A 26,546-nucleotide genomic window follows, 5' to 3' on the forward strand; every position below is an offset into this window, starting at 1 on the left:
GAGTAGGTCATCGCCAGGCATGAAATACAGCACCCCCTGATCGGTAACGGTCAGGGGTTTTGCTTTTGGGGATCATAAAAATAATATGTGAATAGTGCTTACAGCTCGATGTGCTGCTGATTCCGATTAGAGTTCTGTAACTTTTACTTGTCCGCGTATGGGTACTTGAAAAAACTGTGTACCATCCCCAGTCTGTATTCCTCTTACTATAAGTACCATTCGAGATCTATCGATGTCAGAGTTTACCCAACAGGTATGGCATATCGTTCGTGAAGAAGCCCTTGCGCAGTCTGTTCAGGAGCCGATGCTTGCCAGCTTCTTTCATTCGACCATTTTGAATCACGATAACATCGGATGTGCACTGAGCTTCCATTTGGCAAATAAACTCGACTGTCCTACTGTTCCGGCGATTACTATTCGGGAAATCATCCAGCAGGCGTTCCGGGGTGAACCTGCTTTGCTTGAGTCTGCCTGTGCAGATATTAAAGCCACTGTCGAGCGTGATCCTGCGGTATGCGAGTACCTCACTCCTCTGCTTTATCTCAAAGGTTTTCATGCTCTACAGGCTTATCGCGTAGCCAATTGGCTGTGGCGTCAGGGACGGCGTACTCTGGCGATCTTTATGCAGAATCAGATTTCTGTTGTATTTGGTGTTGATATACATCCAGCGGCACGAATCGGTAAGGGAATCATGCTCGACCACGCAACAGGTATTGTCATTGGAGAAACCTCTGTTGTTGGCGACAACGTTTCCATTCTTCAGTCAGTCACTTTGGGGGGGACTGGTAAGGAGAGTGGAGACCGGCATCCCAAGATACGTGATGGCGTTCTGATTGCGGCAGGTGCAAAGGTGCTAGGTAATATCGAGGTTGGAGAGGGAGCGAAGGTTGGCGCAGGGAGTGTCGTGTTGAGACCTGTTCCGCCTCATACAACGGTTGCAGGGGTGCCCGCCAAGATTGTCGGACGTCCAGAATGTACTATGCCTGCGCTGGACATGAATCAGGTATTCGAGCCTGAGGTGGAGGAAGGTTGAGAGTGCATGTTCTGTAGTTGATTTCTTCACCAAAAAAGAAGCCTGCTTGATAGCAGGCTTCTTTTTTATAAGCGGGACAGAAAGCCCGATTACAGATCATGATCGTATTCAATCATCAGTGCCGCGTGATTAGAGAAGCGAGGCTCTTTGATAATCTTTGCTGCACGCACTTTTTTGCCAAAATCTGCAGTGGCAATCTGGTAGTCCAGACGCGCACCTTCATTAAGCTCAAAGGCGCGATTGTAACTGGGCCACCAGGTGAACTGACGATCGGCCTGGTTCACCTGACGGAACGTGTCGACAAAACCCATCTCGTCAAACACATCACGGAAAAATGCCCGCTCTTCTGGCAGAAAGCCGGAGTTCTTTTGGTTTACATACCAGTTACTTACATCTCGTGGCTCTCGAGCAATGTTCCAGGTACCACAGAAGATGAACTGACGACGCTTGCGCAGGGTCTTTTTGAAGAACGCATGCATGTGCTCCATGAATTCATTCTTAACGGCCTGCTTTTGCAAGTCATTCTCCCCAGAGGGAAGCAGAATCGAGCCAATGCTGATTTTGTCATAATCGGCCTGAATATAGCGGCCATGGAAATCACACAGTTCAAAGCCAAGGCCAGACATGATGGCCTTTGGTTGGTGTTTGCAATAAATGGCGACGCCACTGTAGTTGTCTTCTGGTGCATCGAAGAAGTGGGCCTGATAGCCGGCAGGATGATAGATAGCATCGTCCAGCTGGTAGGCTTTGGCACGCAGATCCTGCAGGCAATACAGATCAGCGTCTTGCTGGACCATCCAGTCAAACAGTCCGCGCTCAGCTGCTTGCTGGATGCCTTGCACGTTGAGGGTGATGACACGCATCAGTAATGGAGTCCTTTAGAGTCTTGCTAACAGGTCTGTGAAGAAACACATACATTCTTGGGGCAGATTCTGTAAGTTGGCGGCACCGCATTGACTGGGCATGCAAAAATCTGGGAGTAGCAAGTATAGAAATTTTAATCGGCTACTACGACGGCGTGCTGCCTAAAAGCTACTTACTTATTAGCTGCCTCTAAGTCCGCGAATTATAACACCTTTTGGGAGTTCATGCGGATGTCAAGTGTGTTCAGCCCGGCATAGTGTAACTGCACACTCCCTGTCGAGGCTAGCGTCTATAGCACTTTTGGCTATTAATGCCATGGTTGTGTGGCGAATTTGCTTGATATTGCGTGTATGAATCAAATCCATGCAAAGCGGATGCTGCGCTGGGAGTGCTGAGTTAAAATGCGCGCACTGTTTCAACCCATCACGCAGAGGACAAAGCATGCATGCCTATCAACGCGAGTTTATTGAGTTCGCTATTCAGCAACAGGTACTGCGTTTTGGTGAGTTTACCCTGAAATCGGGCAGAACCAGCCCTTACTTCTTCAATGCGGGTCTGTTCAATAGTGGTTTGGCGCTGGCCAGATTAGGAAAGTGCTATGCCGAAGCTATCCTGCAAAGTGGCATCGAGTTTGATGTCATTCTTGGGCCTGCTTACAAAGGAATTCCTCTGGCTGCGGCTACTGCCGTCGCGCTGGCTGAGCATCATGGTCGTGACGTGCCCTACGTGTTTAATCGTAAGGAAGCCAAGGATCATGGTGAAGGAGGCAACCTGGTAGGAGCGCCTTTACAGGGTCGTGTGCTCATTATTGATGACGTAATCACTGCGGGTACGGCTATTCGTGAGGTGATGGCACTGATCGAGCAGCACGGTGCAACACCGGCAGGTGTCGTCATTGCCCTGAACCGTCAGGAGAAAGGCAAGGGTGAGTTGTCAGCCATTCAGGAAGTTGAGCGTGACTACAACATGCCTGTTGCCAGCATTATCAGTCTGGAGCAGATCGTCGAGTTTCTGGCTGAGCAGGGTGACAAGGAAGCAGAGCTTGCTGCCATTCGCCAGTATCGCCAAAGCTACGGCGTATAACGTGAAGTACAGGAGCCAGAAGGAATCTGGCTCCGTATTACAACTTAACTACTTATTTTCTCTGGTCACACAGGGCTTGCGCTGTGCGAAGGTCCAGCGTGCCTTCGTAGATGGCACGGCCGGTGATGGCGCCAGCAATACCCTGATCGGCCACTTTCGCTAGTGCCTCGATATCACGCATGTCAGTAACGCCACCAGAGGCGATAACCGGTAATCCTGACTGCTGTGCCAGGGCGACTGTCGCTTCCACATTCACACCCTGCATCATGCCGTCACGACTGATATCGGTGTAAACAATGCTGCCGACACCGTCATCGCGGAACCGTTTGGCCAGCTCTACAGCGGTAACGCTGGTCACTTCCGCCCAGCCATCAATGGCAACCATGCCATCCTTCGCATCCAGACCCACGATGATGTGACCCGGGAAACGCTTGCACATATCAGTCACGAATTCGGGCTCTTTCACTGCCTTGGTGCCGATAATGACGTACTGCACGCCAGCAGCAAGATAGGCTTCAATGATCTCCTGGCTGCGGATGCCGCCACCAATCTGGATCGGCAGGTTGGGGAAGGCCTTGGCAATGCGCTGGACGATATCACCATTGACTGGCTTACCGGCAAAGGCGCCATTCAGGTCGACCAGATGCAGGCGACGTGCGCCTTGTTCCACCCAACGTCCAGCCATATCGACGGGGTCACTGGAGAACACGGTGGAGTCATCCATGCGGCCCTGACGTAAACGTACGCACTGGCCATCTTTAAGATCTATTGCGGGAATTACCAGCATGATGTTCTCTTCACAAACTTGCTATCTTCACAGGTAAGCGGCCGGTTGCCGTATACCTTCACGTTATGCGGGTTGGCCATTCCAGTGCAGGAAGTTCTTCAGCAACTGCAACCCTGCACTGTGGCTCTTCTCGGGATGAAACTGCACCGCGAATACATTATCGCGGAACAGCGCGACGTCGAAATCCAGGCCGTAGTGACAGCGTCCGGCAACCAGCTCAGGCTGCTGAGCCTGAATATGGTAGCTGTGGACAAAGTAGAACCGGCTGTTTTGCTCAATGCCCTGCCACAGAGGATGGTCGACGGTCTGTTTGACCTCGTTCCAGCCCATGTGAGGCACCTTCAGCTTTTCGCCGTTCTCATCCTGCAGATGGTCGCCAAAGAAGTGAGCCTTGCCGGGGAATACACCCAGACAGTCATGGCCACCATTCTCTTCGCTGAACTCCATCAACAGCTGCACGCCCACGCAGATACCCAGCAACGGTTTGCCTGAGGCGGCAACCTGGTGTACCACCTGGTCCAGCCCAAGGCGAGTCAGTTCGCCCATGCAGTCACGAATGGCTCCGACGCCAGGCAGAATCACCCGGTCGGCACTCTCAATCACTGCTTTGTCGCTGGATACCAGCACTTGCTCACCGGGCTTGACGTGCTCCAGCGCTTTGGCAACCGAGTGAAGGTTGCCCATGCCATAGTCAATAACTGCAACCGAACTCATGATGGCTCCTTACAGACAGCCTTTGGTGGAAGGCATGATGCCCTGCATGCGCTCGTCGGCAGTCAGAGCCATGCGCAAGGCGCGGCCAAAGGCTTTGAATACTGTTTCTGCCTGATGATGGCTGTTGTGGCCCTTGAGGTTATCGATATGCAGGGTCACCAGAGCGTGGTTGACGAACCCCTGGAAGAATTCAAAGAACAGCTCGGTATCCAGACCATTGATGCTTGCCCGGGTAAAGGGCACAGCAAAGTGCAGGCCTGGACGGCCAGAGAAATCAATAACGACACGCGACAGGGCTTCATCCAGAGGAACGTAGGAATGACCGTAGCGGGTGATGCCTTTCTTGTCACCAAGCGCTTTGCTGATGGCCTGGCCCATGGTGATGCCCAGATCTTCGACGGTGTGATGGGCATCAATATGCAGGTCGCCATTGGCATGGATGTCCAGGTCAATCAGTCCGTGTCGTGCCACCTGCTCAAGCATGTGGTCAAGAAAAGGAATGCCGGTAACTGATTTAAACTGTCCGCTGCCATCCAGGTTCACCGTTACGGTGATCTGGGTTTCCAGCGTATTGCGCGTCACACTGGCGGTACGCTCTGCCATGCCAGGCTCCCCTAGTATTGATCGTGAGTCGAGGTCAAATAAGCAAAAACAACATCGTCCGTCTGGAATTACCGCTGATTTTGCGAGGATGAAAGTATAAAGCCTTGTGCTTCGGGTTAGAACCGTTACTAACAAAAGCTATACGGCTTGGTAGATGCTTTGGCGTTGCGACAAGTGTGGCTGTCGATGCAATTGAGTGAGGGAACATGAAGGCAACAAAAATAATCCTGTGGCTGCTTGGGGCGCTGTTTGGCTTGCTGGCACTGGTGGTGATCTATCTGCTGGTCGCTTTTGATCCGAACGATTATCGCCAGCGCATCGGTGAGATGGTGCAGGAGAAAACGGGACTGCAGCTCGAAATTAAAGGTCCGATGAGCTGGAGCCTGTTTCCGCAGTTTGCCATTACGCTGGAGGATGTACAGGCGGGCTATCCTGATCGCCCTACCGTGGCTACCTTGCAGCATGCCAGTGTCGCTATGGATGTGCCTGCACTCATCAGCGGGCGTTTGAGCCTGTCCGGCCTGATGGTGGATGGTCTGGTGCTGGACCTGAATCGCGACAAGACAGGTGCAAATAACTGGGACCGGCCTTCTGCAGCATCCTCACCTGCTGCCCGTTCCACCGCTGAGCCGGGCAGTCAACCGGCATCCTCCGCCAGCCGCTCCATGGCTTTGGCCATTGATGATATCGATCTGCAGAATGTGCAGGTCAACTATCATGACCTGCAAGCCAACCAGAATATTGCGTTGGGCCCTGTCAACCTGCGTGCCAGTGCGATCCGCCTGGGGCAGGCCTTCCCTTTAACGCTTACCTTGCCGCTGTCTGTGCAGGCGGATGGCAAGCAGGCCATCCAGCTCGGCAACAAACTGCAGGCTTCGATGCTGCTGGACCCTGAGCGACAACTGTATCAGCTGCATGATATGGATCTGCTCAGCACCATCGACGGTGTGACCAGACAGTCACTGTTACTGGAGATAAAGGGTGATGTGGATGCCGATATGCAGCAACAGCAGGTGCGCCTACCCAACCTAAAACTGGCACTGAACGGCATGCAGGGTCAGCTTGACGCCACGGTCAAGGACTTGCAGAAGGCGCCGGCCCTGCAGGGCTCGCTGCAGATTGCTGAGCTGAATCTGCGCAAATGGCTGTCAGATATTGGTATGTCTGTTTCTCTGCCTGATGAGAAAGCGTTGACGGCGGCTTCTATGACGACTGCGCTGATGGTGGACCGCCAACAGTTGTCACTGACTAATCTGACGGCCCGGCTGGATGAGAGCAAAATCAGTGGCAGCTTCCAGCAGCCATTGAACAAGGGGCAAACCGAGTTCAAGCTGGGCATTGATCAGCTCAATCTGGATCGCTATGTCGCCAGCTCAGCAACGCCAGCCACCAAACTCGAGGCATCGAGCTCGACCACAGCAGCAGCGACCGCCAAGACTACAAGTGACGCAGGTTATTCAAAGGCTCCCATGCTGCCCGTTGAGGCACTGCAAGGGCTGAATCTGCGTGGCTCGGTGCAGCTGGGTAAACTGACCTATCAGCAAGTTGCGATGTCGCAGGTCAAGTTCAATGTGGCAGCAGCAGCTGGAAAGCTGGTGGTTGATCAGGCCAGTGCGCAGATTGCCGAAGGCAAGGTTGTGCTTAAGGCACAGGTCGATGCGCAGAAGGCGCCACTACGCAATCAACTGCAGTTCAATGTTGATCATCTGGCACTGGAGCAGGTGCAGACCCTGCTGGGCAGCACACAGCCTGCGGTCAACGGCATCGGCTCGATGAGTGGCAGCCTGAGCATGAGCGGGAACTCGGTTTTTGACTGGGTTAACAGTCTCAACGGCTCGGCCAAGGCCAATGTCACGGATGGACGACTGAACAATATCAACCTTACCCAACAAATCTGTGAGGGCATTGCCTTTGCCAATCAGGAAACACTGACGGCAGCAGCAGACAGTGAGCACACCAGACTGACCAACGCAAGCCTGCAGGCGCAATTCAACAATGGTGTCGCCCATATCGACTCGGCGCAGGGGCAGCTGGTGGGGGCCAGTGCCAAAGGCTCAGGACAGATCAATCTGCCACAGCGGCAGCTGGATATGGGGGTGGGCGTCACCATTGAGGGTGACACCAGCCGTGAAGCCTGCACCATCAATCCTAAATTTCAGGGGCTGGAATGGCCCCTGCGTTGCCAGGGTAGTCTGGATGGTGATCCTGCCAAATGGTGCCGTCCCGACAAGGAAGGGTTTGCCAAGACGCTGACTTCCCTTGCCAGCAACGAAGCTAAACGCAAGGCGCAGAAAGAATTGAACCGTGCACTGGATAAACAATCCGATAAACTGAGCGAAAAGCTCGGTGGAGACAACGCCGAAGCAGTCAAAGGTTTGCTCCAAGGATTATTCAAGAAGTGACCCCAGAGGTATTTCAGCGCGCTGTATTTGACTGGTTCGATCAGCATGGTCGTACCAGTCTGCCGTGGCAGCAGGACAAGACGCCCTATCGGGTGTGGGTATCGGAAATCATGCTGCAGCAGACGCAGGTAGCGACCGTTATCCCTTATTACCAACGCTTCATGGAGCGTTTTCCCGCCTTGCAGGATCTGGCTGAGGCTGAGCAGGACGAAGTGCTGCATTTCTGGACTGGTCTCGGTTACTACAGTCGTGCCCGTAACCTGCATAAAGCCGCTCAGATTCTCTGGCAACAGCACCATGGTGAATTTCCGGCAACGGTAGAAGCAGTACAGGAGTTGCCGGGTATTGGTCGTTCGACTGCAGGAGCGATTCTGTCGATCAGTCGTGGTGTGCGTGCACCGATTCTCGATGGCAACGTCAAGCGTGTGCTTACCCGTCTGCACGGTGTTGAAGGCTGGCCCGGCAGCAAACCGGTAGAGGATTTGCTCTGGCGGCTGGCGGATTACTACACGCCTGACCGGCGTCTGCCGGACTACACCCAGGTGATGATGGATCTGGGGGCGACGCTCTGTACCCGTAGCAAGCCTGCCTGTTTGCTATGCCCCTTAAAAGACCACTGCAAAGCCTATGGCATGGGCACTCCTACTGCCTTTCCCCATGCCAAACCGCGAAAAACGATACCGGAAAAGCACACTTACATGTTGCTGGTACACGATCGCCAGCAGCACAAGGTGTTGCTGGAAAAGCGTCCGGCCAGCGGGATCTGGGGGGGGTTGTGGAGTCTGCCCGAGATGGTGTCCACAGAACAGGCGGAGCAGTTTTGCGCGAGCTGGCAGGCGGAGCTGCATCAGCAGTCGTTACCTGCTGTGAAGCATACCTTCAGCCACTTCCATCTGCACATCACACCTTTGCTGGCACAGGGGGGCTCTGACAGTAAGCTCATGGAACCTGAGCGCTGGCTTTGGTATAACCTCGACGCCCCGGAGTCGGTAGGTTTGGCTGCTCCAGTCAAACGTCTGCTGGCACAACTGGATGCACAGCGTTGAACTTTATCTGTAGAAGAGACTGATATGACTAGAACCGTATTCTGCCGTAAGTATCAAAAGGACATGGACGGCATGGAACGCCCACCTTTTCCTGGCCCCAAAGGGCAGGATCTGTATGAGCATATTTCCAGACAAGCCTGGCAGGACTGGCTGGCGCATCAGACCATGCTGATCAATGAGAAGCGTCTGAACATGATGGACATGCAGTCACGCAAGTTACTGCAGGAAGAAATGGACAAGTTCTTTGCCGGTGAAGACGTGACCAAGATTGAAGGCTACGTACCACCGAGCGAGAAATAGCCGTTGATGCGGAATAAATTATTGAATTGCTTGACAACTTTTGGAGAGGCGAGTAAATTCCTGCGGCGTTCGCTTGATGCGCTTAGGGATTGACACTCAGTGTTTTGTCCTTATAATACGCGCCTCGTTGCCCAGATAGCTCAGTCGGTAGAGCAGGGGATTGAAAATCCCCGTGTCGGTGGTTCGATTCCGCCTCTGGGCACCACTGCGGGAGTGGTGGAATTGGTAGACACACTGGATTTAGGTTCCAGCGCCGCAAGGCGTGAGAGTTCGAGTCTCTCCTCCCGCACCAAGTGAACAGATGTAGCCCAGATAGCTCAGTCGGTAGAGCAGGGGATTGAAAATCCCCGTGTCGGTGGTTCGATTCCGCCTCTGGGCACCACTTAAAGTCATCTGTAAGTGGTAAAACATCAGCGTCTTGTGCTTGACAAGTTAAAAAGTTTAAGTATGATACGCACCACTTTTCGAGCTGCATGCAGATGTGGCGGAATTGGTAGACGCGCTAGCTTCAGGTGCTAGTGTTCGAAAGGACGTGAGAGTTCGAGTCTCTCCATCTGCACCAATGCTCTCGTTAAGTGATTACAATCAGGTAGCTTCACATTGCAGATGTGGCGGAATTGGTAGACGCGCTAGCTTCAGGTGCTAGTGTTCGAAAGGACGTGAGAGTTCGAGTCTCTCCATCTGCACCACCTGATAAAGGTGTCAGTGAAGTATAAAAGGAAGTCGCGAAAGCGGCTTTTTTTGTTTCTGCCCCCCCTCATATTTCCTGTGCCAGCTGTGCTCTGTAGCGACAGCACTGCATCTGATCCACTTCCCCCTCCCTCTGATTTAGTCCTGCTAGTCTTTCTTGCGTTTGTGTGAAAAAAGCGTATAAAACGCAATTTCTTGCAGAAGCAGCGACAGGTTTTTATGCAAATTCGACTTTAGATGTACAACAGGCCCTCTCAGTAAGTACGCTGCCTGTTGTGTATTCCGTGGAAGGAAGACAGGTTAGTGGAGCTGGCAGGGTTATTCCCATCCTTTCTCCCGCCTTATCTCACTTCCCCTCGTCGAACTGTCATTGTGCTGTCATCCATTGTCGATGTCATAACAGCATGTCATCTGGTTTTTATTGTGAGCGAGGAAGGAACACGTGACTCAGCCGCAACGCTATATCGAGACCCTCTACGCAGGCTACGGTCAGTCTTTCACTATTGATAAGGTGCTGTTCGAGAGCAAAACCGAGCATCAGCACCTGATCATCTTCGAAAACCGCGATTTTGGTCGTGTCATGGCGCTGGATGGTGTCATCCAGACCACCGAACGTGATGAGTTCATCTACCACGAAATGCTGACGCATGTACCGCTGTTTGCTCATGGCAAAGCCCGACGAGTGCTGATCATTGGTGGTGGTGATGGCGGCATTCTGCGTGAAGTGCTGCGTCATCCTGAAGTGGAGCAGGTGACCATGGTAGAGATCGATGCTCAGGTCATCGAGATGTGCAAAACCTACCTGCCGGGCCACTCTGACGGTGCTTTTGATGATCCTCGTGCGACTATCGTCATCAACGATGGGGTTGAGTTCGTCAACACGACCGAAGAGCGCTACGACGTCATTATCTCTGACTCCACCGACCCGATGGGCCCAGGTGAAGTGCTGTTCTCCTCGCGCTTCTACAATGGTTGCAAGCGCTGCCTGAACGCAGGCGGCGTCATGGTTGCCCAGAATGGCGTGTGCTTTATGCAGCTGGGTGAAGTCTCGACTACCCGCAAGCGTATGGGGCTGGATTTCGCTGATCAGCAGTTCTATGCCGCCCCGGTGCCCACCTATGTCGGTGGCATCATGACCCTGGCCTGGGGCAGTGATGATGCCTCCCTGCGTCAGCTTCCCGTGGACGTTATCGCCGAGCGCGTCGCGCAGGCAGGTTTTAAAACCCGTTACTACACCCCAAGTATCCATGTGGGCGCGTTTGCTTTGCCCCAGTATGTAGTGGATGCCCTGGCGGGGTGTTGATAGCGGGTGTTACCCCTGAGGGAGAGCCGGTCTGTGTTTTCCCTGTCGCTCTTTATTTATCCGAGTTATCCGAACATTCCGGCTCCCTGAGCCGGTTGCTCCAGCCAGGTGCTGGCCGCCATCTAGAGAAAGGCAACGAATGCAATGAGCGCGTGGAACAGCCGCGATGCACTGAAACTTTACAACATCCCCTACTGGGGCAATGGATACTTTGACGTGAATGAAAGCGGTGAGGTGTTCGTCAAACCTCGTCGCGACAAGGCAGCTACGATAAATCTGCCGGAACTGTGCAAGCATTTAAGCGAGCAAGGGGTAGCGTTGCCTACTCTGGTGCGTTTTACCGACATATTGCATGATCGGGTGTCCTCGTTGTGTCAGGCTTTTCAGGAAGCCATTCAGTACTACAAGTATCGTGCGCAGTACACGGCCGTCTATCCGATCAAGGTCAACCAGCAGCAACAGGTGGTTGAAGGCATTCTGGCCGGGCAGAAGAAAGACCCCAGCGTAACCCGTGTGGGTCTTGAGGCGGGCTCCAAGCCTGAGCTGATGGCAGTGCTGGCGCTGTCGGAGAACACCAATTCCTCCGTCATCATCTGTAACGGCTACAAGGATCGTGAATATATCCGTCTGGCTCTGATTGGTGAGGCGCTGGGCCATCAGGTTTACATCGTTATCGAGAAGGTGTCCGAGCTGGATGTGGTGCTGGAAGAGGCACGTCGTCTGCAGGTGACGCCGCGTCTGGGTTTGCGTGCCCGTCTGGCGTCACAGAGCAAAGGCAAATGGCAAACCTCCGGTGGTGAGAAGTCCAAGTTTGGCCTGTCTGCCCACCAGATTCTGCAGGTAGTCGAACGTCTGCGTAAGGAAGAGGCACTGGACTCCCTGCAGCTGCTGCATTTCCATCTGGGGTCACAGGTTGCCAACATTCGCGACATTCAGACGGGTCTGCGTGAGTGCGCCCGTTTCTACGCCGAGCTGCGTCAGCTGGGTGCGCCCATCAGCGTGGTGGACGTCGGTGGTGGCCTGGGTGTGGACTACGAAGGTACCCGCTCACAGAGCACCTGCTCCATCAACTACTCCATGTCGGAATACGCCAGCAATGTGGTGTACGCCATGGCGGAAGTCTGTGCTGAACGCAACCTGCCGCATCCCAACATCGTCAGTGAGTCCGGACGGGCGCTGACAGCGCACCACGCGGTGCTGCTGGCCAACGTTATTGACGTGGAATCGCCCAAGGAACTGCAGCCACCGCGCCCCGGTGCGGCGGATCCGAAGATTCTGCACGCGCTGTGGGAGTCCTATCAGGAAGCCCTGCACAGTGCTGACGAACGTAACGTGGTGGAGATCTATCACGACACTATTTATGACGTGGCCGAAGTGCAGTCGCTGTATACCCACGGCTTGTTGTCACTGACCGAGCGCGCCAAGGCGGAGCAGATCTATCAGGCCATCTGCATGCAGATCCGGCCACTGCTGAGCCACAAGAACCGCGCACACCGCGAGATCATTGATGAGCTGCACGCCAAGCTGGCGGACAAGCTGTTCGTCAACTTCTCGGTGTTCCAGTCACTGCCCGACGTCTGGGGTATCGATCAGGTGTTTCCTGTGCTGCCTATTAGTGGTCTGGACAAGGAGCCGACCTTCCGTGCAGTGGTGCAGGACATCACCTGTGACTCGGACGGTACCATTGACCAGTATGTGGATGGTCAGGGGATCGAGACCACCCTGCCGGTACCGGAGTTCGACCCGGCCAATCCTTATGTGATGGGCTTCTTCCTGGTGGGTGCCTATCAGGAAATTCTGGGCGACATGCACAACCTGTTCGGTGACACCCACTCTGTTGACGTGTCTGTCGATGAAGCGGGTGAATGGGAAGTCAGCAAGGTGCTGATGGGCGATACCGTGGATCAGATTCTGGCCTACGTGAACTTCGACTCCCGCACCTTTGTTGAGGCCTACCGTCGTCAGCTGACCCGGTCCAGCCTCAGTAGCGAGACGCAGGCGGAATGTCTGGCCTTCCTCGAAGAGGGTCTGGCGGGTTATACCTATCTGGAAGAGTAATCGCTACCCGCGATCAGCTCAGAAGCTGACCAGCGATAAGCTCAGATGTTAAAAAATCCGGCTCCCTGAAAAGAGCCGGATTTTTTTATCTGTGTTCAGCCCCTGTCACAGGGTTGGCGGGTGTTCAGGCTTTCAGGCCAGCGCGGTGACAAACACCCTGACCGCCAGCAGGATCAGTACCACACCGCTCAGGCGGTCAATCAGTCGGGAGCGGGCGCGCAGTTTCTCCAGCACGGCGGGGTGTACCAGTAACAGGGTAACCAGGGTGTACCACAACCCGTCGATCACGAAGGGAGTGGCGACCAGTGTGAAGTGGGCCAGGGTATCACTGCCCGGCTGCACAAACTGACTGAATAGCGCGATAAAAAACAGCGCCAGCTTGGGATTCAGCAGCGAGATCATCAGTCCGTCCCGTGCGGCCTGCGCCGCGCTCTCCGGATTGCCAGCTTCCAGCGTCTGGGCAATACCGCCCTGTGACATAAGGGCGCGCAACCCTAGATAGGTCAGATAGGCTGCGCCCAGCAAGGTCAGCACCATGAACAGACGGGGTGACTGATGCAGCAGCACGGCCAGCCCAAACATCGTCAACAGTGCATACATACCGACCCCGGCAGCGTGAGCCCAGGCAATGGCAAAACCATTCCGCTTACCGCCTGCCAGCGCATGACGGGTCACCATCGCGAGACTCGGGCCGGGTGACATGGCGCCCAGCAGACAAATCAGCAGCAAACCGCTCCAGTTACTCCAGCTCATCATGTTCCTCACAGGTAAGAACGTGTTCACGCGAGATCGTGAGCATGTTCCAGGGGGATAAGCCTGTTAGCCTACGAGACCTGGCTGATAAGGTGAAATCATAATTCGGAATACAGCTGATGATCAGGAATCATGGCCGATTCTGTGTGCTGTGGACTTTGATGCCATGGAATAGAGCGAGGCTTCAAAACACTGGAATACCACCTTACGCAGCCAGGTATGGCTGACATCATCGTGGTACTTGGGGTGCCACAGTAGCCAGTAGCGATGAGTGGGGCAGGGCAGATCGAAAGGGCGATAGGTAATGGCATAGTCTGCCTGCATATTGCGGGCGATGTGCTCAGGGATGATCAGCAACAGCTCACTGCGGCTGATGATACGCAGTGCCGAGGTAAAGAAGGGGACATGCAGACGGATACGGCGTGGCTGGCCCAGCTCTGCCAGAGCCAGATCGACAAAGCTGTCCTTGTCGCCACCCCCACTCAGGGACAGATGCTCACAGGCCAGCAGATCATCGACCGTCAACCGCTGCTGCTGCGCCAGTGGGTGGTCCTGCCGCATGACACACACCGGCCCGTCTTCACCGAGTGCCAGCCCTTCTAGCCCCGGCGGAATGGCCTCCAGCATGGTCGCCACCAGCTCCAGTGGCAGGTCGGCCAGTTGTGACAGCTGCTGGGGCAGCCACAGCTGATAAGTCAGTTGCAGTTGCGGTGCCGCACCGGCCAGCGTGCTGACAATATCGGGCAGGATGTAATGGGCAGCATAGTCTGATGACGCCATGCGGACGTGGCCCTGCCACTGTTGCGGATCAAACTGCTGCGGGCTGAACAGCGCATCGCATTGCTGCAGCAACGGACGCAGTTGTGCCTGCAAGGCCAGGGCACGGGGTGTCGGTAGCAGGCGGTTGCCATCACGCACCAGCAACGGGTCTGCCAGCGCCTGACGCAACTGCAGCAGCTGGCGGCTGACGGCCGACTGGGTCAGGCAGAGCCGCTCTGCCGCGCGGGTGACATGCTGTTCTTCCAGCAAGACTGCCAGAGTGCGCAACAGATTGAGATTGGCAGGGAGCATGGGCAGTCCTGTAACGGCGGGCGGGAGCAATCGGCAGTGTAGCGGTCGGGTTCGCTGCCGTCATGGTGCATGTGCAAAAAACAGGCACCGAGGGTATCCGGCGTACCGGGTTGGTGCGCCGGTTGCCAGTCTGATTCTGCTGCTCAGGGCTAACCCTATGTTAAATAGGGTTTTCTCATTTATGGCATGGTAAGTGCTTTTAGCTTCCTCACAGACTGAGCCGACAGTGATCGTCGGCAGAGCAAAGTGAAGAACCCGAAACGTCTGCCCGGCAGCGTTTCGACAATCTGAGAGCACGGTAAAGGCGCCGTTCCACTTCGGAAATATTCCGGAGGGAGCGGCGCCTTTTTTTATTTCCGAGGGAGCAAAAATGCTGACCAGACGTTCCTTGTGTAACAAAGCCCTGCTGGCGGTGGCCATCGCCTCTTTCTCTTTCAGTGCGCTGGTGCAGGCCGAAGTGGGCGCACCGGAAAAGGAGGAGCTGAAGTTCGGCTTCATCAAGCTGACCGACATGGCGCCGCTGGCAGTTGCCTATGAAAAAGGCTACTTCGAGGACGAAGGCCTGTATGTCACGCTGGAAGCGCAGGCCAACTGGAAAGTGCTGCTTGACCGGGTCATCGATGGCGAGCTGGACGGTGCCCACATGCTGGCCGGACAGCCGCTGGGGGCGACCATCGGTTTTGGCACCCAGGCGCATATCATCACGGCCTTCAGCATGGACCTGAACGGCAACGGCATCACCGTTGCCAACGATATCTGGCAGCAGATGAAAGCGAACATTCCTGTCGGTGCTGATGGCAAGCCGGTCCACCCGATCAAGGCCGATGCCCTCAAGCCGGTCATCGACAAGTACCGTGCCGAAGGCAAACCCTTCAACATGGGCATGGTGTTCCCGGTTTCCACCCATAACTACGAGCTGCGCTACTGGCTGGCCGCGGGCGGCATCAACCCCGGTTACTATGCGCCGCTGAAAGGCGACAGCAGTGGCCAGATCAATGCTGACGCGCTGCTGTCCGTTACCCCGCCACCGCAGATGCCTGCCACGCTGGAAGCGGGCACCATTTATGGCTACTGCGTCGGTGAGCCATGGAACCAGCAGGCGGTGTTCAAGGGGATCGGCGTCCCCGTCATCACCGACTATGAAATCTGGCAGAACAACCCGGAGAAAGTCTTCGGGGTCTCCAGCGACTGGGCAGAGAAGTACCCCAACACCCATATCCATGTCATCAAGGCCCTGATTCGTGCGGCCAAATGGCTGGATGAAAACAACAACGCCAACCGCAATGAAGCGGTGGATATGCTGTCTCGCCCTGAGTACGTCGGCGCTGACCGCAACGTCATCGCCAACTCCATGACTGGCACCTTCGAGTACGAAAAAGGCGACAAGCGTGAGATTCCCGACTTCAACGTGTTCTTCCGCCATAACGCTACCTATCCCTATTACTCCGATGCCATCTGGTATCTGACGCAGATGCGCCGCTGGGGACAGATCCCCGAGGCCAAGCCTGACAGCTGGTACATGGACACCGCGAAAAAGGTCTACCGCCCGGATATCTACGCCATTGCTGCCAAAGAGCTGATCGACCAGGGGCTGATGCAGGCGTCCGACTTCCCTGACTTTGGCAAGGAGGACGGCTTCAAGGCGCCGCAGACCCAGTTCATCGACGGCGTGACCTACGATGGCCACAAACCCAACGACTATCTCAACAAGTTCAAGATCGGCCTGAAAGGCGACGACAAGATCTGATCTGCAGCAGGCCGTGCTCCCGACGGGGCACGGTCAGGAGGGTTATCTCATGAACAGCGTCTCTACACTCTTCAACAGCCGTGCCCGCGGCTCCGTGAACAGCTGGCTGAAGCGTCTGACTCAGGCGCTGGGCATGCCGCTACTGGGGCTGGTGGTGTTTCTGTTCATCTGGCAGACCGGCGCCCAGCATATCGATACCTCGCTGGGCAAGTTTCCCGGGCCTGCACAGGTCTATACCCAGGCTCAGTCACTGCTGGCGGAACATCAGCGTGAGCGAGACAAGGAAGCGGATTTCTATGCTCGTCAGGAACAGCGCAATGCCGAAAAACTGGCCAAAGACCCTCAGGCTGAGGTGAAGATACGCGAGTACACCGGCAAGCCGACGTTCTTTGATCAGATCGGCACCAGTCTGGTGACGGTGCTGTCGGGCTTTATCATTGCCGCGCTGATCGCCATTCCGCTGGGCATCTGCATTGGCCTCAACGCATCGCTCTATGCGGCACTCAATCCGCTGATCCAGCTGTTCAAACCGGTGTCGCCGCTGGCCTGGCTGCCGCTGGTCACCATGGTGGTCAGTGCGGTGTACACCTCGGCAGACCCGCTGTTCGCTAAGTCCTTCCTGACCTCCCTGTTTACCGTGTCGCTGTGCTGCCTGTGGCCGACACTGATCAACACCGCGGTGGGCGTATCGAGCATCAGCAGTGATCTGCAGAACGTCAGCAAGGTGCTGCGGCTGGGCTGGCTGACCCATGTCCGCAAGATCGTGCTGCCCTCATCAGTGCCGATGATCTTCACCGGGCTGCGCCTGTCACTGGGGATTGCCTGGATGGTGCTGATTGCCGCCGAAATGCTGGCGCAGAACCCTGGCCTCGGCAAGTTCGTCTGGGATGAGTTCCAGAACGGCAGTTCCGACTCGCTCGGGCGCATCATGGTGGCGGTGCTGGTGATTGGCCTGATCGGCTTTATGCTCGACCGCGTCATGCTGCTGATCCAGCGCGCGGTTTCCTGGGACAAAAACGCAATTACCCGCTGAGGGAGGCAACATCATGGCTGCACATCTTGAACTGACCGGCGTCTCCATCGAGTTCCCCACCGCCAGGGGCACCTTCAAGGCACTGGACAACGTCAATCTGAAAATTGCCCAGGGCGAGTTTGTTTCGCTGATCGGCCATTCCGGCTGTGGCAAGTCCACCGTACTTAATATCGTTGCCGGGTTGCATCAGGCGACCACCGGCGGGGTGGTGCTGGACGGACGGGAAGTCAATGAGCCGGGGCCGGAGCGCGCCGTGGTCTTCCAGAACCACTCACTGCTGCCGTGGCTGAGCGCGTTTCAGAATGTCGAGCTGGCGGTGCGTCAGGTCTTCAGGGGGCGCAAGAGCAAGGCGGAAATGAAGGAGTGGATTGAGCACAATCTTGAGCTGGTGCACATGACGCACGCCATGCACAAACGCCCGGACGAGATTTCCGGCGGGATGAAGCAGCGCGTGGGTATTGCCCGGGCACTGGCGATGGAGCCCAAGGTACTGCTGATGGATGAACCCTTCGGTGCTCTGGATGCCCTGACCCGTGCCCATCTGCAGGACTCGCTGATGGAGATCCAGAAGGATCTCAACAACACCGTGATCATGATTACTCACGATGTGGACGAGGCGGTACTGCTGTCAGACCGGATTGTCATGATGACCAATGGCCCGGCAGCGACCGTCGGTGAGATTCTGCAGGTGGAGCTGGAGCGGCCACGTAATCGTATCGCCCTGGCGGATGACCCACGCTACAACCACTATCGCCATCAGGTGCTGAGTTTCCTCTATGAGAAGCAGCGCAAGGTGGAGGATATGGACCAGCATCGCTCTGCCCGCAGCAAGAAGGATGTGACAGCGGTCAAGGCACAGGCCTGACGTACAGAGAGAGGCCGTGCACCTGTTTATGGCGGTTGAACAGACGCAGGCAGCGGGCTGTTAGCGGCAAAAAAGAGGCCGGAGTTTGCTCCGGCCAAGGTGTGAAAAACCTGTCAGTGTGAAACACGTGCACAACGCGGTATTCGGCAACGCAGATAGATTTTCAACGACCTGTTAGTCCTCGAAAGGCAGACCGACATAGTTCTCTGCCAGCGAGCGGCGGGCGGATTCGGAGCTGAACACCAGATCCAGTTCAGCCTGCTGGATGCGACGGTCGAAGGCATCGTGCTGCGGGAATTTATGCAGCAGTGATGACATCCACCAGGAGAAACGCTCCGCCTTCCAGACCCGGCGCAGGCAGTTGGCAGAGTAGTGATCAATGCCGATGCTGCTGCGGTCCTTATAGAATTCGGTCAGGGCGCGGTACAGATAGCGCACGTCGGAGGCCGCCAGATTCAGGCCCTTGGCACCGGTGGGCGGCACGATGTGGGCCGCATCCCCGGCGAGGAACAACCGGCCAAAACGCATGGGTTCGGCAACAAAGCTGCGCAGCGGGGCGATACTTTTTTCCACCAGCGGCCCGCGCTGCAGGGTTTCACCGGCCTTGACGCCGAGACGGATTTCCAGCTCATCCCAGATCTGCTCATCGCTCCAGTTATCCAGATCATCCAGCGGCGCCTGAATGTAATAACGGCTCAGGGTGTGCGAGCGCATGCTGGCCAGGGCAAAGCCACGATCATGGTTGGCGTAGATCAGCTCGTGGGATACCGGCGGCACATGGCTGAGAATGCCCAGCCAGCCAAAGGGATAGACCCGTTCGTAGGTGGTCAGCGCCTGCTGTGGCACGCTCTTGCGGCAGACGCCGTGGAAGCCGTCGCAGCCGGCAATAAAATCACACAGCACTTCATATTGCTGACCGTCCTTGCGGTAGGTAATGCGCGGCGTGTCGCTGTCGAAATCATGTACCGCCACGTCATCCGCTTCAAAGACGATGCTGGCACCCAGTTCCAGCCGGGCGTTGATCAGATCACGGGTGACTTCGGTCTGGCCATAGACCATCACCGATTTGCCGGTCAGTCCTTTCAGATCAATGCGATGGCGTTCACCATTAAGACTCAGCTCGAAACCGTCGTGCGGCAGACCTTCCTGATTCATGCGCTGGTCAACGCGGGCTTCCCGCAGCAGTTCAACCGTGCCGCTTTCCAGCACACCGGCGCGAATGCGGGCTTCCACATAATCGCGGCTGCGCTGTTCAATGATGATGGCGTCAATGCCCTGCCAGTGCAGCAGCTGCGCCAGCAGCAGGCCGGAAGGGCCAGAGCCGATGATGCCAACCTGAGTACGCTGGGTAGTGGACGAAGTGGGGGTATGCAAACTCATGATTCATATCCTCGGCTGACCCGGCTACGTGGCCCGGTCATTGTTAGAGTTGTTCTGAGGTTGCTCATTACCCTAGCGATGACCCATGCGGATTCAAATGGACAGAGCTGACCAGTATTTGTATTTTTCGAACATTGTGAATCACGCTGACCCGATAACAACAAGAGCGGGAGCCACCCTATGTCGATGGAAGACTGGCTGCGAAATGTGCCCAGTTATGCGCTATATGGCGAGGAAATTGATGAAATTATCCCCGAACGCATGCATTGCGAGTCGATTGCCGAGCGCAGCGAGCTGTACGAGTGGGAAATTCGCCCTCACCGTCATGAAGTTTTTTTTCAAATTCTGTACGTGGAACAGGGGCAGGGGGTAGCTCTGGTGGATCAGCAGCGGTTTGATCTGACGGGGCCCTGCGCGCTGTGGATTCCGCCGTTACTGACCCATGGTTTTCAGTTCAGTCAGGGCATCAGGGGTTACGTACTGACCATTGAAGATGGCCTGCTGCCAAGTCTGCTGGGCGAGTCGCTGCTGCAGTCCACCCTGGCCTATCCGCAGCGTCTGCTGTTTGCCGTCGACGAGGCGGAGTATCAGCATTTCCATCAGGTGATGGCCGCCATTCTGCTGGAATACAAACACTCCTCCTGGGGACGGCTGCAGGCGTTGCATGCCAACCTGTCACTGCTGCTGGTGCATCTGGGCCGGGCGCTGATGCAGCAGCAGGACACCCTGACTGTCACTCAGGACAATCGGGCCGGGCGTCATGTGCGCAAATATCTGGCACTGGTGGACCGGCATTATCGCCAGCACCGGCCGGTGCAGTTCTATGCCGAGCGACTGGGGATCACCCCGACCCAGCTCAACCGGGTCTGCCAGCAGGTGCTGGGGAAGACCGCTCTGACGGTCATTCATCAGCGGCTGTTGCTGGAAGGCAAGCGTGATCTGCTGTATGCCAACCTGAGTATCAACGAGGTGGCGCAGTCACTGGGTTTTGCCGATCAGGCCTACTTTTCGCGGTTCTTTACCCGGCACAGCGGTACGACACCCAGTGAGTTTCGTCAGCAGGCACGGCAGCAGTTGGTCAGCGGTCGGGCGACGCCGCTACAGCGAAATGCAGATATTGTCTGAATTGTTCGCATGGCGTATAAGTGTCCGCCATGCGAATTGTGTCGAGGGCTGGATGCCGTAGCCGCTCATACCGGTTGCGGCACAACGGCAGGTCAGTTGAGGTACTGCGACATTTCTTTGATGCGCGCCTGCAGATAGGGCAGAAACTCGCGGGTCAGGGTATCGATACTGATGCGGGCGGCGTTGGTGCTGACGTTCAGTGCGCCGACCAGTTTGCCCTTGTTGTCGAAGACCGGCAGCGCCAGTGAACGCAGGGCCGAGTCCAGCTCCTGATCGACAATGCAGTACCCCTGCAGGCGGACCTGCTGGATCAGCTGCCTGAGGATGGTTTTGTCGGTGATGGTCTTGTCGGTATAACGCACCGGCTCGATGTGTTCGAGGAAGGCATCCAGCTGGGCATCGCTTTTCTGCGCCAGCAGTACCCGGCCCATGGAAGTGACGATGGCTGGCAGATGCGTGCCGACCGACAGGGTGATCGACATCAGCCGGTGTTTGGCGGCGGCCCGCGCAACATAGACCACATCTTCACCGTCCAGCACCCCCAGCGAGCTGGATTCGCCCAGATTCTGCGAAATATTCTCCAGATACTGCTGGATCACCGAGTGGAAGTTGTTGGAGGACAGGTAGGCGTACCCCAAAGACAGAATCTTGGGCGTCAGCTCGAAATTACGCTGGTTCTTGCGGACGTAGCCCAGTGCCTCCAGTGTCAGCAGGAAACGCCGGGCCTTGGCGCGGTTCATGCCGGTGCGGGCGGTGACTTCACTGAGCGTCATCTGCCGGTTGTTCTGGTCAAACGCCAGGATGACCTCAAGACCACTGGCCAGGGCGCTGACAAAGTCACGGCTGTCCTCGGTCAGCGTGCTTTCATAGCCATCGTCAAAGGTGCCTGGGGTTTTGCTCATGGGGGTCTCCACATTACGGCATGGACTGCCAGACATCGCGGCAGTGAACTGAACTTTACCGATTGAAACGGTCTGGATTCTACACAAATAAAATTCGCCAACGATAGACCTTTGCTTGTGGCGCACCGTTTACCTTCAGATGGATGACAGTCTATGTATACACGTCTCTTTCAGGATCCTTTCACCTCTCCGGCCCTGCGGCAGCTGCTGTCGGCGGAAAGTTATATGCGCAGCATGCTGGAAGTGGAGCTGCAGCTGGTTCGGGTGCAGGAGGAGGACGGGCAGTGGCCACAGGGCACCGCGCAGCAGCTGCGGGAGGCACTGGAAGGCGTACCGCTGCTGGATTACGAAGTGCTGGCGGGGATTGGTCTGGGCGGCAATGTCGCCATCCCCTTCGTCAAACATATTCGTGAGTGTCTGCCGGCCGGGCTGAAGCGCTGTCTGCACTACGGCCCTACCAGTCAGGACATCGTCGATACCGCGCTGATGCTGGAGCTGCGCAAGGCGCTGCTCTGGTTTGAGCGCAAGGGCGAAGCGCTGGAGGGGCATCTGCGCCAGCTGGTGGAACAGCACCGTCATACCCTGATGATTGGCCGCACCCTGATGCAGCAGGCGCTGCCGATTACCTTTGGCCTCAAGGCCGCGGGCTGGCTGCAGGCCGTGCGGCAGGCCAATCGGCGTCTGCAGGGTCTGAAGGCTGAGCTGTTACAGCTGCAGTTCGGTGGTGCGGCAGGTACGCTGGCGGCGCTGGGAGCGGACGGGCTCAGCACCTATGACCGTCTGGCTCAGGCGCTGGATCTGGCGGCCCCGGCCATGCCCTGGCACACCAACCGGCAAAGCATGCATGCGCTGTTCACTGCCCTTGATGCACAGGCCGTCAGTGTGGAGAAGATCGCCGGTGACATTGCCCTGATGGCACAGACCGAAGTCGGTGAAGTGGCGGAGCCTGCCGGTGAGGGCATGGGCGAATCCTCCTCCATGCCGCATAAACGCAACCCGGTGCGCTGTGCGCTGATTCATGGCGCCACCCGGCAGATTCACGGTCTGGTGACCACCCACCTGAACAATGCGGCGCACCCCCATGAGCGCGCGCTTGGCGGCTGGCATACCGAATGGTCAACCCTTTATGAAGCCATGCTGCTGCTGGGCGGCGCGCTGGAGCAGGCGGAAATCCTGCTGGCCGGGCTGGAAGTGTTCCCGGCCCGCATGCGCGCCAATCTCTACACCACGCAGGGCGTGATCATGGCCGAGCCGGTCAGCCTGGAACTGGCCCAGCGCATGCCGCGTGATCTGGCCATGGCGGCCGTGAAGAAGGCCACCAAAGTGGCGCTGACGGAGCAGATCGGCTTCACCGAGGCGCTGTATCGCGATGAGCTGATTCAGGCCGCCCTGAGTCGTGACGAGCTGGAACAACTGGCCGCACCGGAGAGCTATCTGGGAGCGACGCAAGGGTTTATTGATCGGGTACTGGCACAGACCAGCTAACACTCCATCTGTTTTCTAACTCTCCATCGGTTTTGTTGCACTGAGTCAGCCCGACAGGCTGCTCACCTGCACTTTTTTGTTTCAATACCGTCCTGCACAGGGCGTGGTGGCAACACCACGCCCTTTTTGTTTTCGGGATAAGTGGTTGAAGTGCTTGATTTTGCTGCGTCGCAGCGGGAAACAGGCCGGGTTTTGGCCGCAGTGAGAAGGGCTTTTTACCCCCAAAGGTGAGTTGACAGGCACCCGGCGCAGGTCTATTTTTGTTCGCGATACGAATTAATGTTTGCAGAGCGAACATTTTCGCAAGCGCTGCAGCCTACTGCTCGCGGTTTTTATCAGCAGACTGTTTCATCAACAGACGGCTGTTGAAGACCGAGCCACGACCAGCGCTGACTTCCAGAAAAATGATAAATCTTGAAGGTATGCCCTATGGCCAAGTTCATGTCGCTCCATGACGCCATCAGCACCTACGTAAAGGATGGCGACACCGTTGCCCTCGAAGGTTTTACCCACCTGATTCCTTTCGCTGCTGGCCACGAAATCATCCGTCAGCAGAAGAAAGATCTGACGCTGGTCCGTATGACCCCCGACCTGATCTACGATCAGATGATCGGTATGGGCTGCGCCAGCAAGCTGATCTTCTCCTGGGGCGGCAACCCCGGTGTAGGTTCACTGCACCGCCTGCGTGATGCACTGGAGCACAACTGGCCCCATTCACTGGAAACCATCGAGCACAGCCACGCGGCCATGGCCAACGCCTATGAAGCGGGCGCAGCCGGTCTGCCTCTGGCGGTACTGCGCGGTTATCAGGGCAGTGAGCTGCCGAAGATCAACCCTTACATCCGTTCCATCACCTGCCCCTTCACCGGTGAAGAGCTGGCAGCGATTCCTTCCATCCGTGTCGATGTCGGTATCGTGCATGCGCAGAAAGCTGACCGTCAGGGTAACGTGCTGATCGAAGGCATCGTCGGGGTACAGAAAGAAGTGGTACTGGGTGCCAAGCACGCCATCGTCACCGTTGAAGAGATCGTTGACGACCTGAACAACCACCCCAACGCGACCGTGCTGCCCGCCTGGGTGATCGATGCGGTGGTGGAAGCTCCCCGTGGTGCCTACCCTTCCTATGCGTACGGCTACTACGAGCGTGATAACAGCTTCTACAAGGAGTGGGATGCGATCGCCCGTGATCGCGAGGCCTTCCTGGCCTGGATCAACGACAACGTGCTGAACGTGCAAGGCTGAGGTGACGACCATGACTGCTACCTACACTCCCAGTGAAATGATGACCGTCACCGCCGCCCGTTCGCTGCCCAATGGCGCCGTCTGCTTCGTCGGCATCGGTCTGCCCAGCGAAGCGGCCAACCTGGCCCGTCTGACCCATGCCCCTGACGTGGTGCTGATCTATGAATCAGGCACCATCCAGACCAAGCCCAATGTGCTGCCGCTGTCCATCGGTGACGGCGAGCTGTGCGAAACCGCACTGACCACCGTGTCAGTACCGGAAATGTTCCGCTACTGGCTGCAGGGTGGCAAAGTCGACGTCGGCTTCCTCGGCGCGGCGCAGGTTGACCGTTTCGGCAACCTTAATACCACCGTGATCGGCCCTTACGATGCACCCAAGACCCGTCTGCCCGGCGGCGGCGGTGCACCGGAGATTGCCACCTCCTCCAAGGAAGTGTTCATCACCCTCAAGCATTCCAAGCGCACCTTCGTCGATAACCCTGACTTCGTTACTTCCGTGGGTTACGGCCGTGATGGCAAGGCGCGGGAAAAATACAAGGTCATCGGTAAGGGCCCGACCCGCGTCATCACTGACCTGTGCATCATGGCGCCGGAAGAAGGCACTAACGAGCTGATCGTGACCTCCATTCACCCCGGCGTCAGCCGTGAACAGATCATCGAAGCGACCGGCTGGGCCATCCGCTTTGCCGACAGCGTGGCGGAAACTGCCGAACCCAGCGAGCAGGAGCTGAGCATCCTGCGTGAGCTGAAAGCCCGCACCGCTGCCTTCCACGCTGCTTCCGGAGCCTGATAATGAACAACGTATACATTGCCCAGCCTCTGCGTACTGCCATCGGCAGCTACGGCGGCACCCTGTCCAGCGTGCGTCCTGACGACATGCTGGCGCAGGTCATCAAGGCGGTGGTAAACCGCTCAGGTATTGATGCCGCGGCCATTGAAGAAGTCATCATGGGCTGTGCCAATCAGGCCGGTGAAGACAACCGCAACGTCGCCCGTATGTCGTCACTGCTGGCTGGGCTGCCGTTCTCGGTGCCCGGCACCACCATGAACCGCCTGTGCGGCTCGGGTCTGGATGCTGTCGGCACCGCTGCACGCGCGGTGGCAGCCGGTGAGCTGGAGCTGGTACTGGCCGGGGGCGTGGAATCCATGTCCCGTGCGCCCTTCGTCATGGGCAAGGCCGACAGCGCCTTCAGCCGTAATCAGGCGATCGAAGATACCACCATCGGCTGGCGCTTCGTCAACCCGCTGATGAAGGCGCAGTACGGCGTCGACACCATGCCGGAGACCGCCGAAAACGTCGCCGAGCAGTTCAGCATCAGCCGCGAAGATCAGGATCTGTTTGCCTATCGTTCACAGCAGAAAACCGCTCGTGCCCAGGCCGAAGGACGCTTCAAACAGGAAATCGTCGCCATTGAGATCCCCCGCAAGAAGCAGGATCCGCTGGTGTTCGATACCGATGAGCATCCGCGCCCACAGAGCACACTGGACAAGCTGGCAACCCTGCCTACGCCTTTCCGCAAAGGCGGTTCCATCACTGCCGGTAACGCCAGCGGTGTCAACGACGGCGCCTGCGCCATGTTGATTGCCTCTGAAGCCGCCGTGCAGCAACACGGTCTGCAGCCCATTGCCCGCATCGTCGGCATGGCGACCGCCGGGGTGGAGCCACGCATCATGGGGATCGGCCCGATTGCCGCCACCCAGAAGCTGATGAAACGTCTGGGCATGACCCTTGATCAGATGGATGTGATGGAGTTCAACGAAGCATTTGCCGCTCAGGCGCTGGCCTGCACCCGTGGTCTGGGTCTGGCTGACGATGATGCCCGGGTCAACCCCAACGGTGGCGCTATTGCCCTTGGCCATCCGCTGGGCATGTCCGGCGCCCGTCTGGTGACGACCGCCGCCAATCAGTTGCAGCTGATCGGTGGACGCTATGCCCTGTGCACCATGTGTATCGGTGTTGGTCAGGGGATCGCCATGGTGATCGAGCGCGTCTGATTAAGACAGTGAACGTGCGGTGAGCTCGGCTCGCAGCGCGAAAAAGACATGGCTCCGGTGGCCCG

Annotated in this window: 23 protein-coding genes and 5 tRNA genes; 20 read left to right on the forward strand and 8 right to left on the reverse strand. The window is 56.7% G+C overall.

Annotated features, from left to right (window positions below):
* Positions 1–232 precede the first annotated feature (232 nt).
* Complete coding sequence (gene cysE / locus WH50_RS08590; RefSeq protein ID WP_104153521.1) at positions 233–1,033, forward strand: serine O-acetyltransferase; 801 nt, start codon at positions 233–235, stop codon at positions 1,031–1,033.
* A gap of 89 nt (positions 1,034–1,122) precedes the next feature.
* Here cysE and WH50_RS08595 read toward each other — a convergent pair whose 3' ends face one another.
* Complete coding sequence (locus tag WH50_RS08595) at positions 1,123–1,896, reverse strand: exodeoxyribonuclease III (RefSeq protein WP_104153518.1); 774 nt, start codon at positions 1,894–1,896, stop codon at positions 1,123–1,125.
* Positions 1,897–2,338: 442 nt separating this feature from the next.
* Here WH50_RS08595 and pyrE point away from each other — a divergent pair, with 442 nt between their 5' ends.
* A complete protein-coding gene (gene pyrE / locus WH50_RS08600; protein ID WP_110186940.1) occupies positions 2,339–2,980 on the forward strand; it encodes an orotate phosphoribosyltransferase in 642 nt (213 codons plus the stop codon).
* Between the two features lie 52 nt (positions 2,981–3,032).
* Here pyrE and hisA read toward each other — a convergent pair whose 3' ends face one another.
* From hisA to hisB, 3 genes are all read right to left on the reverse strand, one after another.
* Positions 3,033–3,767, reverse strand: coding sequence for a 1-(5-phosphoribosyl)-5-[(5-phosphoribosylamino)methylideneamino]imidazole-4-carboxamide isomerase (hisA, locus tag WH50_RS08605; RefSeq protein ID WP_110186941.1), 735 nt, complete (start codon positions 3,765–3,767; stop codon positions 3,033–3,035).
* A 63-nt stretch (positions 3,768–3,830) separates the two neighbouring features.
* Positions 3,831–4,481, reverse strand: a complete 651-nt coding sequence (hisH, locus tag WH50_RS08610) for an imidazole glycerol phosphate synthase subunit HisH (RefSeq protein ID WP_110186942.1) — start codon at positions 4,479–4,481, stop codon at positions 3,831–3,833.
* 9 nt (positions 4,482–4,490) lie between these two features.
* Complete coding sequence (gene hisB / locus WH50_RS08615; RefSeq protein ID WP_110186943.1) at positions 4,491–5,084, reverse strand: imidazoleglycerol-phosphate dehydratase HisB; 594 nt, start codon at positions 5,082–5,084, stop codon at positions 4,491–4,493.
* Between the two features lie 206 nt (positions 5,085–5,290).
* On the opposite strand from hisB, the gene WH50_RS08620 reads away from it, so the two are divergent.
* The 10 genes from WH50_RS08620 (at position 5,291) to speA (ending at position 12,883) form a co-directional block, all read left to right on the forward strand.
* On the forward strand, positions 5,291–7,486 hold the full coding sequence (locus WH50_RS08620) for an AsmA family protein (RefSeq protein WP_110186944.1): 2,196 nt from the start codon (positions 5,291–5,293) through the stop codon (positions 7,484–7,486).
* Entirely contained in the window at positions 7,483–8,532 is a 1,050-nt protein-coding gene (gene mutY, locus WH50_RS08625; RefSeq protein ID WP_110186945.1) for an A/G-specific adenine glycosylase, read from the forward strand. The genes WH50_RS08620 and mutY overlap by 4 nt, the downstream gene beginning before the upstream one ends.
* A gap of 24 nt (positions 8,533–8,556) precedes the next feature.
* Positions 8,557–8,832, forward strand: a complete 276-nt coding sequence (locus WH50_RS08630) for an oxidative damage protection protein (protein WP_110186946.1) — start codon at positions 8,557–8,559, stop codon at positions 8,830–8,832.
* A 129-nt stretch (positions 8,833–8,961) separates the two neighbouring features.
* Positions 8,962–9,037, forward strand: a tRNA-Phe gene (locus WH50_RS08635).
* A 2-nt stretch (positions 9,038–9,039) separates the two neighbouring features.
* Positions 9,040–9,124 (forward strand) — tRNA-Leu (locus WH50_RS08640).
* Positions 9,125–9,138: 14 nt separating this feature from the next.
* Positions 9,139–9,214, forward strand: a tRNA-Phe gene (locus tag WH50_RS08645).
* 93 nt (positions 9,215–9,307) lie between these two features.
* Positions 9,308–9,394: transfer RNA gene (locus tag WH50_RS08650), tRNA-Leu, on the forward strand.
* Between the two features lie 40 nt (positions 9,395–9,434).
* Positions 9,435–9,521 (forward strand) — tRNA-Leu (locus tag WH50_RS08655).
* A gap of 443 nt (positions 9,522–9,964) precedes the next feature.
* The gene (speE, locus tag WH50_RS08660) at positions 9,965–10,825 is read left to right on the forward strand and encodes a polyamine aminopropyltransferase (protein ID WP_110186947.1); all 861 of its coding nucleotides are present in this window, start codon (positions 9,965–9,967) and stop codon (positions 10,823–10,825) included.
* Between the two features lie 144 nt (positions 10,826–10,969).
* A complete protein-coding gene (gene speA / locus WH50_RS08665) occupies positions 10,970–12,883 on the forward strand; it encodes a biosynthetic arginine decarboxylase (RefSeq protein WP_104153493.1) in 1,914 nt (637 codons plus the stop codon).
* Positions 12,884–13,015: 132 nt separating this feature from the next.
* On the opposite strand, the gene WH50_RS08670 is transcribed toward speA, so the two are convergent.
* Entirely contained in the window at positions 13,016–13,639 is a 624-nt protein-coding gene (locus WH50_RS08670; RefSeq protein ID WP_341476831.1) for a LysE family translocator, read from the reverse strand.
* A gap of 120 nt (positions 13,640–13,759) precedes the next feature.
* Positions 13,760–14,707 carry a LysR family transcriptional regulator gene (locus WH50_RS08675; protein ID WP_110186949.1) on the reverse strand — a complete coding sequence of 316 codons (948 nt, stop codon included), beginning with the start codon at positions 14,705–14,707 and terminating at the stop codon, positions 13,760–13,762.
* A gap of 370 nt (positions 14,708–15,077) precedes the next feature.
* On the opposite strand from WH50_RS08675, the gene WH50_RS08680 reads away from it, so the two are divergent.
* From WH50_RS08680 to WH50_RS08690, 3 genes are read left to right on the forward strand one after another with little or no spacing between them, the layout of a single operon-like run.
* The gene (locus tag WH50_RS08680; RefSeq protein ID WP_110186950.1) at positions 15,078–16,454 is read left to right on the forward strand and encodes a CmpA/NrtA family ABC transporter substrate-binding protein; all 1,377 of its coding nucleotides are present in this window, start codon (positions 15,078–15,080) and stop codon (positions 16,452–16,454) included.
* A 49-nt stretch (positions 16,455–16,503) separates the two neighbouring features.
* Positions 16,504–17,487 (forward strand): ABC transporter permease, encoded by a 984-nt coding sequence (locus WH50_RS08685; protein WP_104153483.1) that lies wholly within the window; start codon positions 16,504–16,506, stop codon positions 17,485–17,487.
* 13 nt (positions 17,488–17,500) lie between these two features.
* Positions 17,501–18,352 carry an ABC transporter ATP-binding protein gene (locus WH50_RS08690; protein WP_110186951.1) on the forward strand — a complete coding sequence of 284 codons (852 nt, stop codon included), beginning with the start codon at positions 17,501–17,503 and terminating at the stop codon, positions 18,350–18,352.
* 174 nt (positions 18,353–18,526) lie between these two features.
* Here WH50_RS08690 and pobA read toward each other — a convergent pair whose 3' ends face one another.
* Positions 18,527–19,732, reverse strand: coding sequence for a 4-hydroxybenzoate 3-monooxygenase (gene pobA, locus WH50_RS08695; RefSeq protein WP_110186952.1), 1,206 nt, complete (start codon positions 19,730–19,732; stop codon positions 18,527–18,529).
* A 180-nt stretch (positions 19,733–19,912) separates the two neighbouring features.
* Between pobA and WH50_RS08700 the strand changes: the two genes are divergently transcribed.
* Positions 19,913–20,857, forward strand: coding sequence for a helix-turn-helix domain-containing protein (locus tag WH50_RS08700; RefSeq protein WP_110186953.1), 945 nt, complete (start codon positions 19,913–19,915; stop codon positions 20,855–20,857).
* A 92-nt stretch (positions 20,858–20,949) separates the two neighbouring features.
* On the opposite strand, the gene WH50_RS08705 is transcribed toward WH50_RS08700, so the two are convergent.
* A complete protein-coding gene (locus WH50_RS08705; RefSeq protein ID WP_110186954.1) occupies positions 20,950–21,759 on the reverse strand; it encodes an IclR family transcriptional regulator domain-containing protein in 810 nt (269 codons plus the stop codon).
* Between the two features lie 153 nt (positions 21,760–21,912).
* On the opposite strand from WH50_RS08705, the gene WH50_RS08710 reads away from it, so the two are divergent.
* The 4 genes from WH50_RS08710 (at position 21,913) to pcaF (ending at position 26,481) form a co-directional block, all read left to right on the forward strand.
* On the forward strand, positions 21,913–23,244 hold the full coding sequence (locus WH50_RS08710) for a class-II fumarase/aspartase family protein (RefSeq protein WP_110186955.1): 1,332 nt from the start codon (positions 21,913–21,915) through the stop codon (positions 23,242–23,244).
* A 429-nt stretch (positions 23,245–23,673) separates the two neighbouring features.
* The gene (locus WH50_RS08715) at positions 23,674–24,486 is read left to right on the forward strand and encodes a CoA transferase subunit A (RefSeq protein WP_110186956.1); all 813 of its coding nucleotides are present in this window, start codon (positions 23,674–23,676) and stop codon (positions 24,484–24,486) included.
* A 10-nt stretch (positions 24,487–24,496) separates the two neighbouring features.
* Positions 24,497–25,276, forward strand: coding sequence for a CoA-transferase subunit beta (locus WH50_RS08720; protein ID WP_110186957.1), 780 nt, complete (start codon positions 24,497–24,499; stop codon positions 25,274–25,276).
* A gap of 2 nt (positions 25,277–25,278) precedes the next feature.
* Positions 25,279–26,481 carry a 3-oxoadipyl-CoA thiolase gene (pcaF, locus tag WH50_RS08725; RefSeq protein ID WP_110186958.1) on the forward strand — a complete coding sequence of 401 codons (1,203 nt, stop codon included), beginning with the start codon at positions 25,279–25,281 and terminating at the stop codon, positions 26,479–26,481.
* Positions 26,482–26,546: the final 65 nt, after the last annotated feature.

This window comes from Pokkaliibacter plantistimulans, from assembly GCF_003194385.1.
In the GTDB taxonomy this organism is placed as follows: Bacteria; Pseudomonadota; Gammaproteobacteria; order Pseudomonadales; family Balneatricaceae; genus Pokkaliibacter; species Pokkaliibacter plantistimulans.